This is a genomic window from Methylocystis sp. H62 (assembly GCF_015709515.1).
In the GTDB taxonomy this organism is placed as follows: Bacteria; Pseudomonadota; Alphaproteobacteria; order Rhizobiales; family Beijerinckiaceae; genus Methylocystis.
In genome coordinates, this window is record NZ_JADNQZ010000057.1 from 59,573 (window position 1) to 72,300 (window position 12,728).

General features: G+C 63.7%; 14 protein-coding genes. 2 read left to right on the plus strand and 12 right to left on the minus strand.

The genetic code is table 11. The features are described 5' to 3' along the window. The 3 genes from IYY11_RS15615 to IYY11_RS15625 are packed head-to-tail and all read right to left on the minus strand — an operon-like array spanning nt 1 to nt 3,112. Nucleotides 1-972 carry an Hsp33 family molecular chaperone gene (locus IYY11_RS15615; RefSeq protein ID WP_196404699.1) on the minus strand — a complete coding sequence of 324 codons (972 nt, stop codon included), beginning with the start codon at nt 970-972 and terminating at the stop codon, nt 1-3. Next, nucleotides 972-1,916, minus strand: coding sequence for an ornithine carbamoyltransferase (gene argF / locus IYY11_RS15620; protein ID WP_029651173.1), 945 nt, complete (start codon nt 1,914-1,916; stop codon nt 972-974). Before argF ends, IYY11_RS15615 begins: the two co-directional genes overlap by 1 nt. Further along, nucleotides 1,916-3,112, minus strand: a complete 1,197-nt coding sequence (locus IYY11_RS15625) for an aspartate aminotransferase family protein (protein WP_196404700.1) — start codon at nt 3,110-3,112, stop codon at nt 1,916-1,918. The genes argF and IYY11_RS15625 overlap by 1 nt, the downstream gene beginning before the upstream one ends. 415 nt (nt 3,113-3,527) lie before the next feature. Here IYY11_RS15625 and IYY11_RS15630 point away from each other — a divergent pair, with 415 nt between their 5' ends. Then, a complete protein-coding gene (locus tag IYY11_RS15630) occupies nt 3,528-4,046 on the plus strand; it encodes a GcrA family cell cycle regulator (protein ID WP_196404701.1) in 519 nt (172 codons plus the stop codon). Nucleotides 4,047-4,061: 15 nt separating this feature from the next. On the opposite strand, the gene phoB is transcribed toward IYY11_RS15630, so the two are convergent. The 8 genes from phoB to IYY11_RS15670 all read right to left on the minus strand — a co-directional run bounded on the left by phoB (nt 4,062) and on the right by IYY11_RS15670 (nt 11,683). Continuing rightward, complete coding sequence (gene phoB / locus IYY11_RS15635; RefSeq protein ID WP_018406263.1) at nt 4,062-4,808, minus strand: phosphate regulon transcriptional regulator PhoB; 747 nt, start codon at nt 4,806-4,808, stop codon at nt 4,062-4,064. Further along, on the minus strand, nt 4,805-5,521 hold the full coding sequence (phoU, locus tag IYY11_RS15640; RefSeq protein ID WP_196404702.1) for a phosphate signaling complex protein PhoU: 717 nt from the start codon (nt 5,519-5,521) through the stop codon (nt 4,805-4,807). The genes phoB and phoU overlap by 4 nt, the downstream gene beginning before the upstream one ends. Before the next feature lie 23 nt (nt 5,522-5,544). Continuing rightward, nucleotides 5,545-6,336, minus strand: a complete 792-nt coding sequence (gene pstB / locus IYY11_RS15645; RefSeq protein WP_196404703.1) for a phosphate ABC transporter ATP-binding protein PstB — start codon at nt 6,334-6,336, stop codon at nt 5,545-5,547. Continuing rightward, entirely contained in the window at nt 6,333-7,175 is an 843-nt protein-coding gene (gene pstA, locus IYY11_RS15650; RefSeq protein ID WP_196404704.1) for a phosphate ABC transporter permease PstA, read from the minus strand. Before pstA ends, pstB begins: the two co-directional genes overlap by 4 nt. 14 nt (nt 7,176-7,189) lie before the next feature. Next, on the minus strand, nt 7,190-8,179 hold the full coding sequence (gene pstC, locus IYY11_RS15655) for a phosphate ABC transporter permease subunit PstC (protein WP_312029738.1): 990 nt from the start codon (nt 8,177-8,179) through the stop codon (nt 7,190-7,192). A gap of 143 nt (nt 8,180-8,322) precedes the next feature. Next, nucleotides 8,323-9,366, minus strand: a complete 1,044-nt coding sequence (gene pstS / locus IYY11_RS15660; protein WP_196404706.1) for a phosphate ABC transporter substrate-binding protein PstS — start codon at nt 9,364-9,366, stop codon at nt 8,323-8,325. A gap of 149 nt (nt 9,367-9,515) precedes the next feature. Next, nucleotides 9,516-10,613 (minus strand): ATP-binding protein, encoded by a 1,098-nt coding sequence (locus IYY11_RS15665; protein WP_196404707.1) that lies wholly within the window; start codon nt 10,611-10,613, stop codon nt 9,516-9,518. Beyond that, nucleotides 10,610-11,683: a lysylphosphatidylglycerol synthase domain-containing protein gene (locus tag IYY11_RS15670; RefSeq protein ID WP_196404708.1), complete on the minus strand. Its 1,074-nt coding sequence runs from the start codon at nt 11,681-11,683 to the stop codon at nt 10,610-10,612. Before IYY11_RS15670 ends, IYY11_RS15665 begins: the two co-directional genes overlap by 4 nt. Nucleotides 11,684-12,028: 345 nt before the next feature. Here IYY11_RS15670 and IYY11_RS15675 point away from each other — a divergent pair, with 345 nt between their 5' ends. Beyond that, nucleotides 12,029-12,376: a four-helix bundle copper-binding protein gene (locus tag IYY11_RS15675; protein WP_124739374.1), complete on the plus strand. Its 348-nt coding sequence runs from the start codon at nt 12,029-12,031 to the stop codon at nt 12,374-12,376. 33 nt (nt 12,377-12,409) lie between these two features. Here the strand turns inward: IYY11_RS15675 and IYY11_RS15680 are convergent, their stop codons facing one another. Beyond that, nucleotides 12,410-12,724: a c-type cytochrome gene (locus tag IYY11_RS15680; protein WP_029651295.1), complete on the minus strand. Its 315-nt coding sequence runs from the start codon at nt 12,722-12,724 to the stop codon at nt 12,410-12,412. Nucleotides 12,725-12,728: the final 4 nt, after the last annotated feature.

Consider the following 12,728-nt stretch of genomic DNA (forward strand, 5'->3'; position numbering starts at 1 on the left):
TCAGTCGAAATCGGCGGGATCGAAGCTGCGCAGCGTGCCGCAGAATTCGCAGGTGACGCCGATGCGGCCGTCGTCGCCAATCATATCGCTGCGCTCTTGCGGCGAGAAGCTCTTCAAGAGCTTGTCGATGCGCTCGTTCGAACAGCGGCAGAATTCCTCGATCGCGCGTTCGGTGAAAACCTTGACGCCGCGCTCATGGAAAAGGCGATAGAGCAGGCGCTCGCTCGACAGCGCCGGATCGACAAGTTCGTGGTCTTCGAGAGTGGCGGCGAGCGACTGGCCTTCGGTCCAATGGTCGCTGTCGTCCTCGGAAGGCTCCTCCGCCCCGTCCGGCGCGTCGCCAGGCGGAAGATCGCGCGCGCGCGCCCCGCCGGGCGGCAAATATTGCAGCAGCAGTCCGCCGGCGCGCCAGCTGGCGCCCTGGGGCGTGACGATTTCGGCGACGGCGAGTCTGACAAAAGACGGGATCTGCTCCGACTGCCGGAAATAGATATGCGCGGCCTCGGCGAGACTTTCGCCCTCCAGCGGCACGACGCCCTGGTAGCGCGCGGCGTCTTCCTCGCGTTCGATGGTGAGCGCCAGATGACCGCGTCCAAACAGCGCCGCTGGCGAGGGGCCGCCTATTTGGGCGACGCGCTCAGCGTCGAAACGGGCGAAGCCGCGCAGCTTCCCCGGCGCGTCATAGTCGACGACAAGCATATCGACGGGACCGTCGCTGCGCGTCTGCAATTGAAAGCGTCCGTGCGATTCCAAAATCGAGCCGAGCAGCGCGGCGAGCGCCACCGCTTCGCCGAGCAGGCGCGCGACCTGCGGCGGATAGGCGTAATGGCCCAGGATGGAATCGACCGTGGGGCCGAGACGCACGACGCGGCCGCGCAGGTCGAGCGCTTCGACCGCGAAGGGCAGCACCCGGTCATCCTCGGAATGCAGCGCGACTGGCCGGCTCGGCGCCGAGCCCCCTCCTTGCGGCATCAGAACTGCCCCGGCGCGAGACACCAGCACAGCACGCCTTTTTGGGCGTGAAGGCGGTTCTCGGCTTCGTCGAAGACCACCGACTGCGGTCCGTCGATCACTTCCGCGGTGACTTCCTCGCCGCGATGCGCCGGCAGACAATGCATGAAGACGGCATTTTTCGCGGCCGCGCGCATCAGTTTCGAGTCGACCTGATAGGGCGCGAGCGCGGCGCGGCGCTGGTCCTCGTCCGCGTCGCCCATCGACACCCAGCAGTCCGTGATGACGGCGTCGGCGCCGTCCACCGCCTCATAGGCGTCGCGCGTCAGATTCATCTTCGCGCCATTGGCTTTCGCCCAGCTGACCAGATCCTCCGAGGGCGCAAAGTCCGCCGGCGTCGCCACATTGATCGTGAAGCCCAGGCGGCCGGCGGCATGCACCCAGCTTGCAAGCACATTATTGGCGTCGCCGCTCCAGGCCACCGTGCGCCCTTCAATCGGACCGAGATGCTCCTCGAAGGTCAGCACGTCCGCCATCACCTGGCAGGGATGCGACTGTTTGGTGAGCCCATTGATGACCGGCAGATTGCCGTAGCGCGCCAGCTCCATGAGATCGGGATGCGACAGAATGCGCACCATGATCGCGTCGAGAAAGCGCGCGAGCACGCGCGCCGTGTCGGCGATGGTTTCGCCGCGGCCAAGCTGCATTTCGGCGCCGGTCAGCATGATCGTCTCGCCGCCGAGTTCGCGCATCGCGATGTCGAAGGAGACGCGCGTGCGGGTCGAGGGCTTGTCGAACACCATGCCGAGATATTTGCCGACGAGCGGTCGTTCGGCCGCCTCGACGCCTTTGACCCGGCGCGCCTTGAGCGACTTGGCGAGATTAAGAATGCGGCGCAGCTCTTCGCCGGAGTGATCGGAAAGATCGAGGAAGCTGCGCGGCCGCGTCAGCGAATGGGCGGTCATCACGCAGCTCCGAGCTTTTCAACGGGCGCGGCGAGCCGGGCGCATGCGGCGAAAAGGCGCGCCGCCGCCGCCGCGACGTCGCTCTCGTCAATGATGAGCGGCGGCAAAAGGCGCACGACATTGTCGCCGGCAAGCACCGTCAACAGGCCTTCGGCGCGAGCAGCGGCGGCGAAGTCGCCATTCGGAATCCGCGTCTTGAGGCCGAACATCAGCCCTTCGCCGCGGATTTCTTCGATGAGCGACGGAAAGCGGTCCTCGAGCTCCGCCAGCCGCTGGCGCAACAGCGCGCCAAGCCGCGCGACGCGCGCCATGAAGCCTTCCTCGAGCACGACGTCGAGAACGGCGCCGCCCACCGACGTCGCCAGCGGATTGCCGCCGAAGGTGGAGCCGTGTGCGCCCAGCGTCATGCCTTTGGCGGCCTCGCGCGTCGCGAGGCAAGCGCCGAGCGGAAATCCGCCGCCCAGTCCTTTGGCGAGCGCGACGATGTCGGGCGTGACGCCGGCATGTTCGCAGGCGAGGAACTTGCCGGTCCGGCCGACGCCGCATTGGACTTCATCCAACACCAGCAGCAGCCCGCGCGCGTCGCAAAGCTCCCGCAGCCGCGCCAGAAACGACGGCGAAAAGACGCGCAGCCCGCCTTCTCCCTGAATCGGTTCGAGCAGGACGCCCGCTGTTTCTTGCGTGATCGCCGCCTCGACGGCGTCAAAATCGCCGAAAGGGACCTGATCGAAGCCCTCGACGGGCGGCCCGAACCCATCAAGATATTTCGCGTTGCCGCCCGCGGCGATCGTCGCGAGCGTGCGGCCATGGAAGGCGCCTTCGAACGTGATCAGCCGATAGCGTTCGGGCTGTCCGTTGACCGCATGGAATTTGCGCGCCGTCTTGATCGCGCACTCCACCGCTTCAGCGCCGGAATTGGTGAAAAAGACCAGATCGGCGAATGTGGCGTCGCAGAGCCGCGCCGCGAGCCGCTCGGCCTGCGGGATGCGAAAGAGATTGGAGACATGCCACGGCTCTTCCGCCGCGCGCTTCAAAGTCTCGACGAGATGCGGATGATTGTGGCCCAGCGACAGCACGGCGACGCCCGCGCTAAAATCGAGATAGCGGTCGCCGTTTTCCGCAATCAGCCACGCGCCTTCGCCATGTTTGAATGCGAGATCGGCGCGCGGATAGGTCGGATAAAGCGCTGACGTCAAAAGCCCTGCTCCATGCTCCCGTCGCTGGCTCCGGCCAGAGGAGGCTTAAAAAAACAAAGCGCCGCCCGTTTAGGGCGGCAGTTCAGACGGGATTTTATGCGCGCCGCCCGACGCGGTCAAATCCATGGCGCGGTTCGATATTGGCGTCAAAGCGGATCGACGCGGCCGCCGCAAGGGTGAGTCCTGCGGGCAACAGTCTCGCCGAAAGCCTGTTGAGAACGCCAGCGCGCGCTTGCCAGCGCGACTCGCGCATGATTCAAAGTAAACAGAAAGTTTCTAGTCAGCGCCCGCGTCGTTCGTTTGGGCGTGTTCTCTCGAGTGTTGATGCGCATCACATCGCCGCAGGGCTTCAGACCTGCGCAGCGGTCGGAAGAAAATCCGATCCGCGCTCGACCCGAAAGAATGGAGAAGCCTAATGTCATGGACCGACGAACGCGTCGAACTGCTCCGCAAGCTTTGGACCGATGGTCTCAGCGCCAGCCAAGTGGCGGCGGAACTTGGACCGGGCATCACCCGCAACGCTGTGATCGGAAAGATCCATCGTCTTGGACTCGCCGAACGCGCCAAGACGGCGAGCGCGCAGCGGCCCCGCGTCGCCAAGGCTCCGCGCCCGACGCACCCGCGCATGAACGGCGTCTCCTCGCATGGCAATCTGGCGCTCGCTTTCGCGCCGCATGCGCTGGCGGCGCCGCGGCGCGCGCCTGAAGAAGAAGTCGTGATCCCGATCTCGGAGCGCGTCACGCTCATGGAGCTCCGCGAATCCATGTGCCGCTGGCCGATGGGCGACCCCACGTCGGCGGAGTTCCGCTTCTGCGGCGGCAAGTCGACGGTCGGCGGCGGCCCCTATTGCGCCTATCACGCGCGCGTCGCCTATCAGCCCGCGCAAGATCGCCGCCGCGCGCGCGATCAGTTCAGGGCGCAGCGTTACGCGTAAACCGCATCGGACACGTCATTCGTGTCCGAACGTTTCATCGAAAGAATAGCCCGCGCCGCGCACCGTGCGGATCGGATCCTTCTCGCGGCCGCGGATCAGCGCCTTGCGGAGCCGTCCGACATGGACGTCGACCGTGCGCTCGTCGATCTCCGCCGACATGCCCCAAACGCTGTCGAGCAGCTGCGCCCGCGTGAACACGCGTCCGGGCTTCTCCATAAAATATTCGAGCAGCCGGAATTCGGTCGGACCGAGGTGGATTTCACGGCCGGATCGCCGCACGCGACGGGTGTCGCGATCGAGATCGATATCGCCGAGAGTCAGCCGTGAGGCGACGCGCTCGGGCCGCGCCCGGCGCAGCAGCGCGCGCACCCGCGCCATCAGCTCCGGAGTCGAAAACGGCTTGACGACATAATCATCGGCGCCGACCGAAAGGCCGCGCACGCGCTCGCCTTCCTCGCCGCGCGCGGTCAGCATGATCACCGGCATGTCTCTCGCGCTGTCCCGCGCCCGCAGGCGTCGGCAGATTTCAAGTCCGGAAACGCCGGGCAGCATCCAGTCGAGAATGACGAGATCGGGCGGGGACTCCGCCAGCCGCAATTCGGCTTCATCGCCATTGTCGACATGCTCGACCTGATAGCCTTCGGCTTCAAGGTTATACACGAGCAGCGTCGCGAGCGACGTCTCGTCCTCGACGACGAGGATTCGCGGCGCCCGATCGCTTTTCCCGCTCCGCTGTAGGACGGCGGACGACACGTCGCTCATTGCGCCGCCTCATCCTTCACGCCGAAGTCGGGCGCGCGCGTTTTTGGCCGCTCCGTTGGCATCGCCTCGCCGGTGACCAGATACACGACGGTCTCGGAGATGTTGGTCGTATGATCGCCGATCCGCTCCAGATTCTTTGAGCAGAACAGGAGATGCGTGCAGAAGGAAATGTTGCGCGGATCCTCCATCATGAAGGTGAGGAGATCGCGGAACACCGAATCTTCCAGCGCGTCGAGATCGGAATCGTTCTGCCAGACCGCGCGCGCCCGCTCGGTGTCGCGCAAGGCGTAGGCGTCCAGCGAGTCCTTAAGCTGCATCGCGGCGATTTCGTGCATCGATTTCAAACCGACGATCGCACGCGGCACCCGCGCCTCCGACACGATCTTGAGCGTCCGCTTGGCGATGTTCTTGGCCAGATCGCCGACGCGCTCGATGTCGCCGGAAATGCGGATCGCGGCGATGCATTCACGCAGATCGACCGCAAGCGGCTGTCGGCGCGCGATGGTGAGAATGGCGTTCTCCTCGATTTCGCGCTGCAGCGCGTCGAGACGAGGATCGCTGGAGACGACGCGGTGGGCGAGGTCCACGTCGAAGGTCGACAACGCGTCCATCGCCTCCGCCAGCATTTTTTCCGCGACGCCGCCCATTTCAGCGATGCGACGTCCCAGGGCTTCAAGGTCCCGGTCGTAGGATTTAACAATATGATCGCTCATGAGCGCCGTCCTTGATCGCTGGTTTAGCCAAAACGGCCGGTGATGTAGTCGAGCGTGCGCTTCGCTTGGGGCTTGTTGAACACGTCGTCCGTCTCGCCGAATTCGACGAGCTCGCCGAGATACATGAACGCCGTGTAATCGGAGACGCGCACCGCCTGCTGCATATTGTGGGTGACGATCGCTATGGTGTAGCGGCTGGCCAGTTCGTCGATCAGCTCCTCGACCTTCGCCGTCGAAATCGGATCGAGCGCCGAACACGGTTCGTCGAACAGAATGATCTCCGGCTGCACCGCGACGCTGCGCGCGATGCAGAGTCGTTGCTGCTGTCCGCCGGACAGGCCGAGACCGCTGGTGTGAAGCTTGTCCTTGACCTCGTCCCACAGAGCGGCGCCGCGCAGCGCGCCTTCGACGCGCGCATCCATGTCGGCGCGCGGCAGTTTCTCGTATAGCCGAATGCCGAATGCGATGTTCTCATAAATCGACATTGGAAAGGGCGTCGGCTTTTGGAACACCATGCCGATGCGCGAGCGCAAGGCGTTGATGTCGACCGCCGGATCGAGAATGTTCTCGCCGTCGAGCAGCACCTCTCCCTGGGCGCGCTGGCCGGGATAGAGATCATACATGCGGTTCAAGACGCGCAGCAGCGTGGACTTGCCGCAGCCCGAGGGGCCGATGAAGGATGTCACCTTATTGGCGTATAGGGGCATGGTGACGTCTTTGAGCGAATGCGACTCGCCGTAAAAGAAGTCGAGATTCCGCATTGAGACTTTGGTCAGCGGCGCCTTTACTTGAGCAATTTGAGCAGCGGCGTTCATTTCGAGTTCCTCCGCCCGGCGCTGAGCGCGCGAGCCGCGATCGAGAGAGCGAGAACAGCGACAGTGATGAGCAACGCGCCGGTCCAGGCGAGCTGCTGCCAATCCTTGTAGGGCGACAAGGCGAACTGGAAGATGACGACCGGCAGGCTCGCCATCGGCGCGGTGAGGTCGCTGCTCCAGAACTGATTGTTGAGCGCGGTGAAGAGCAGCGGCGCCGTCTCCCCAGAGACGCGCGCTACAGCGAGCAACACGCCGGTGATCAGTCCAGCCTTGGCGGCGCGATAGGCGACCTTGCCAACGACATGCGCACGGGGCGCGCCGAGCGCCGAAGCCGCCTCGCGCATCGAACCGGGCACAAGCAGCAGCATGTCCTCGGTGGTTCGCACGACGACGGGGACGACCAACAGCGCCAGCGCCACGGCGCCTGAGATCGCCGAGAAGTGGCCCATCGGATGCACCAAGATGGTGTAGACGAAGAGGCCGATGACGATCGACGGGGCGCTGAGCAGGATATCGTTGATGAAGCGCACGACCATCGTCAGCTTCGAATAGCGTCCATATTCGGCCATATAAGTGCCGGCCAGCATGCCCAGCGGCGTGCCGATGGCGACGCCGATGATCGTCATGACAAGCGATCCGGCGATGGCGTTGAGAAGGCCGCCCTGGCTGCCGGGCGGCGGCGTCATCTCGGTGAAGACCGCCGGCGACAGACCGCGCACGCCCTCGTAAACGAGAGAGCCGAGGATCAAGGCCAGCCAGGAAAGGCCGAACACTGCGGCCACCCAGCACAGCGTGGTGGCGACTGAGTTGGCGCCGCGGCGTGAAGCATAAAGCGACATGAGCTCGTTCTTTCTTACGCCGACTTCTGCTCGATGCGCATCAGCATGTAACGCGCCAGAGCGAGAACGAAGAAGGTGATGACGAAGAGGATGAGGCCAAGTTCGATCAGCGCCGAAGTGTAAAGATCGCCGACCGCTTCGGTGAACTCATTGGCGATGGTCGCGGAAATCGTCGTGCCGGGCGCGAGGAGCGATCCGGAAATCTTGTGCGCGTTGCCGATGACGAAAGTGACGGCCATCGTCTCGCCGAGCGCGCGGCCCAGGCCCAGCATCATGCCGCCGATCACGCCGACCCGCGTGTAAGGGACGACGACATAGCGCATCACTTCCCATGTCGTCGCGCCAATGCCCCAGGCCGCTTCTTTCAGCACCGGCGGCACGGTCTCGAAGACGTCGCGCGAGATCGAGGCGATGAAGGGCAGCACCATGATCGCGAGAATGAAGCCCGCCGTCAGCATGCCGATGCCGTAAGGCGGACCGGCGAAGAGCGTCGAGAAAAACGGAATGTCGCCAAAGGCCGATATCAGTGCCGGCTGCACATGCGATTGCAGAAAAGGCGCCAGCACGAAGAGGCCCCAGATCCCGTAGATGATCGAGGGGATGCCGGCGAGAAGCTCGATCGCGACGCCGATCGGCCGGCGCAACGCATGCGGACAAAGCTCAGTAAGGAAGGTGGCGACGCCGAGGCCGACCGGCACCGCGATCACCATGGCGATGATCGATGTGACGAGCGTGCCATATATCGCCGCCGCGGCGCCGAAGTTCTCGGTGACCGGGTTCCAGGCCTGCGACGTGAGGAAGCCAAAGCCATATGCCTGCATCGCTGGCCAGGAGCCGTGGACCAGTGAGACGATCACGCCGCCCAGAATGATAAGGACGACGACAGCCGCCGCGCGCGTCAACTGATGAAACACGCGATCGACCAGCGCGATGCGCGCCAGCACGCGCGTGCGCTCCACGATCACCGACTGCGAGGCTTGTTGCTCCAAAGCTATATCCGACACGTCGCCCGCTCCATTCAATTCACGCCGACTCGGCTCGATCGACAGCATTTCACCCGCTCCCGGCGCCGCTCCTCGGCGTCATGACCTTCCCGACGACAGCATGAAACGGCCGTCGGGATCTATTCGCGATCAGCGCCGTCCGGCTAATGCGACAGAGGTTTGCCGTCCGCGCTCTTTACATTCGCCCAGCTCTTCTTGATGAGCTCGACCACCGGCTTCGGCATGGGAATATAGTCGAGCTCCTCCGCCATCTTGCCGCCATTGGCGAAAGCCCAGGAGAAGAATTTGAGCGCCTCGGCCGCATCGGCTTCGGACTTAGGCTCCTTGGGCAGCAAGATGAAGGTCGCCGCCGTTATCGGCCACGCCTTGGCGCCCGGCTCATTCGTCAGAATTTCGTAGAAACCCTCGGCATGCGACCAGTCGGCGCCAGCCGCCGCCGCCTGGAACGTGTCCATGCTGGGCGGGACGACCTTGCCGTCCTTATTGACCATCTTGGTATAGGTCAGCTTGTTCTGCTTGGCGTAGGCATATTCGACATAGCCGATCGCGCCTTTGGTGTTGGCGACGTTGTTGGCGACGCCTTCATTGCCCTTGGCGCCGATGCCGACCGGCCATTCGACGGACGTGTTCTCGCCGACCTTCGACTTCCAGTCGGGCGAAACTTTCGAGAGATAGTTCGTGAAATTGAAAGTCGTTCCCGAACCGTCCGAGCGATGCACGACGACGATCGGCTGCGACGGCAGCTTCGCCTTCGGATTGAGCTTCTTGATCGCCGCATCGTCCCATTTGGCGATTTCGCCCAGGAATATTTTCGCGACGGTCGCGCCATCGAGCGTGAGGTCGCCGCCGGCGACGCCTTCGAGATTGATCACCGGCACGATGCCGCCAATCACTTGCGGCCACTGAACGAGACCCGCGGCCTGAAGCTCCTCGGCCTTGAGCGGCTGGTCCGAAGCGCCAAACGTGACGGTGCGCGCCTTAACCTGCTTGATGCCGCCGCCCGACCCGATGGACTGATAGTTAAGGCCATTGCCGGTATCCTTCCGATACGCCTCAGCCCATTTGGCGTAGATCGGATAGGGGAAGGTCGCGCCGGCGCCGGAAATGTCGATGGCTGCGGCGGCGCCGCACATGACGGCGAGCGCCAGCGCCGCGCCAGCGCCGCGCCTGAAAATCGTCGAGATCATTTGAAGGTCTCTTTTGCTCGAGAACGGACTTGCGATGCGCCCCGCGTCATCGCGCGGCAGAAACTACCGGTCCGACAACAGCTTTTTGTGACGAAAAGATTACAGTATGATGACAGTGAATATCGTTGTTTTTTAGAGACTTACATATTTTAGGCTGAATCGCTCGCCGGCAGAATGACGCGAAACAGCGTTCCCTCGCCAAGCGCGGACTCGATCCCAAGCCGGCCGCGGTGGCGCAGCACGATGTGTTTGACGATGGCGAGGCCCAGTCCCGTGCCGCCTTTCGCGCGGCTCTTGCCCGCGTCGACCCGGTAGAAACGCTCGGTCAGGCGCGGAATATGCTCCGGCGCGACGCCCGGACCATAGTCGCGCACCGAGAGAACGACGAGCGTCCCCTTGCGGGCCAGCGAAATGTCGATGGGCTTGCAGCCGCCATCGTCGCCGCACCCGTATTTCAGGGCGTTCTCGACGAGATTCTCGATCACTCGGGCAAGCTCGTCCCGATCTCCAGGCGCGACGACGTTCGGTTGCAGATCGAGATTGATGGCGACGCCCCTGTCTTCGGCCATCTGTGACAGCGTGTCGACGATATGCGCGACGAGCAGCGTGAGATCGACGGGCGTGGCGGGCCGCAGATGCATGTGCTGCTCGATGCGCGAGAGCGACAGCAGATCGTCGACGAGGCGCGCCATCCGCTGCGCCTGCTCGCGCATGATGCCGAGGAATTTGTTGCGGGTGACGGCGTCCTCGCGCGCGGGACCTTGCAAGGTTTCGACAAAACCCAACAGCGAAGCGAGCGGCGTGCGCAGCTCGTGGCTGGCGTTGGCGACAAAGTCGACGCGCATGCGCTCGACGCGCCGGGATTCAGTCAGATCGCGCAGGCTCACGACGGCGGCCGGCTCGAACCCTTCGATTTGCATTGGCGCGACATGCGCTTCAAACCAGCATTCCACCGGCAGACGTTCGACCCAGACGGTCTTCTCCGTCTCGCCGCCGGCGAGCACGCGCGCCACAGCGTCGAGCATGTCCGGCGAGCGAAGGCTGCGGGAGAGCGGTTCGCCCTGCCGGATGGCCGGCGAGAGCGCCTGCGCCGCGGCGTTGACGGCGATGACATGAGTTTCGGAGTCGATCACGAAGATCGGCTCCGGGAGCGCGTTGATGATCGGCGCGAGGAGATCGATCGCCTGATCGCGCCATTTGAGCCGCTGGGTTGACAGCGTCACCGCGACGGGTCCGGCGCCGCTCAATTCGAACGCTCTTCCAGGATGCGCGCGATTGCATCGCGCAGCGTCCCCCAGCGGCGCGCGCCCTCGTCAGCGCCCAGAAGCGCAAGCGCGACGATGAATGGAATAAAGTAATAGATCATGCGAAACAGAAGCAGCGACGCCAGAACGCTTTCATGCGACGCCGCCGGAATAGCGTGCAGCATCGTCGCCTCGAACACGCCGATGCCGCCGGGCGCATGGCTGATCACGCCCAGGATGCAGGCGACGACATAGACCGCGACGAAGGGCACAAAATCCAGCGGGACGCCCTCGGGAAGCAGCACATAGAGCGCGCCTGCGGCGCAGCACAGGTCCGCGACCCCAAGCGCGAACTGCGCCAATGTCGGGACGAAACCTGGCAGCTCGAGAGCGTGGCCGCGAAGCCGAATGATGCGGCGATCAACCGTCACCCAGGCGAAATAGAAGAGCACGCCGGCAAGTATGAGCACGCCCGGAATGATGTGAAGGAAGGCCGGCAAGCCATCCAGCGCCTCTAGCGCGTCCGCGCCATAGATGAAGCCTATGCCCATCACCAGCGTCATCCCAAGCCAGAACGTGACGCCGGCGAAGACGGTGATGTTGGCGACTTGCAGTGCGTTCAAGGCGACGCGCGAGTAGATCCAGTAGCGCACGGCCGCGCTGGTGATGATGGGAAATCCCAAGTTGAAGGAAATGGCGTAGCTTGCGAAGGACGCGAGCGCAGCGACCCTGTAGGGCGCGCGCGTTCTCATATGATAGAGCGCGACGACGTCGTAACCGGTCAGAAAAAGATAGGAGAGCGCAGATAGGGCCAGGGACGCCAAAATTTGCGCGCCGCTCGTCGCGCGAAAAGCGTTCAGCAGATCGGCGTAGCTGAGGCTTGAGAGCGTTCGGCCCAGAATATAAGCGGCCAGCGCAAAGACGGCGAGACTGGCCGCCACGCCCAGCGCACTGAGCGCGCCTCGCGGCAGCCGCTCACGCAGCGACTCAAAAAATCCGCCGCTTGCTTGTGGCCTCACGACGGGCAACCCCGGCGTCGTGGCTTCGAACACGTCGTTATCGCGCGAGGTCACGCCGCCCTCGCGTCCAACGCTCGGATCTCGGAGCCCTCAATGCACAACCCTCATCATCTCGCCTGAAGCTTGCCTTTGTCGACTTGCAAGCGTCATCCGGTTCAATCCCTCGATCATGTCATGGCGATGACTGGCATAGCGATGACTAGCACGATCTCCGTCGCGCGCGCCTCTCAAAAAGGTTGGCGCTCGGCGATCGGACGTCAAGTCTGCGCCTGCTGCTCATAGGCTGAAGCGTGACCGATCGTCCTACGCCTTAGACGCAAATCTTGACCTGCGAGGCCGGTGAACTAGCTGCCTGCGGGGCGGCGGGAGGCGGAAAGCCTGAACGAGGAACGATCCATCATGCACATGATCCCGAAGGAAATGCAGGCCTGCATCGACGCCTGCCTGAACTGTTATCAGATGTGCTTCGGCATGGCGATGACCCATTGCCTGGAGGAAGGCGGCGAGCATGTGAAGCCCAAACATTTCCGGGCGATGATCGCCTGCGCCGATATGTGCCGCAACAGCACGCAAATGATGCTGATGAATTCGCCGCTGGCCAAACAGATGTGCGCGCTTTGCGCCGAGGCTTGCGAAACCTGCGCCAAGGAGTGCGATCCGATTCCGGACATGAAGGAATGCGCCGACGAGTGTCGTCGCTGCGCCGAGGAATGCCGCAGAATGTCCGGACGGAAAATGGCCGCATAATTTACTGCGAATAGCTTGCGACCGGCTAGGCGGCTATTTGCCGCCAAGCCCCAAAATATAGCTTGCCAGCGAGTCGATCTCTTCGCGGGCGAGAATGATGTTGGGCATGTTCTTGTGCGAAGAGCGCAGGAAAACCTTGAGCGACAGTTCCGTCGTCGAAGGCATGTTGGCGACATCGATAAAGCGCGGGGCCTTGGGATCCGGGCTCTTGGCGTCTGCGTCGGCGCCAACCGCATGGCATGAGGCGCATTCGGCTTTGGCGATTTGCGCGCCGGTCGTCGGATCCGCGCTCGCGGCCATCGCCGGCGCCGCAATGAAGACCAAGCCCAAAGACAGCGCTATCCTCATCGCC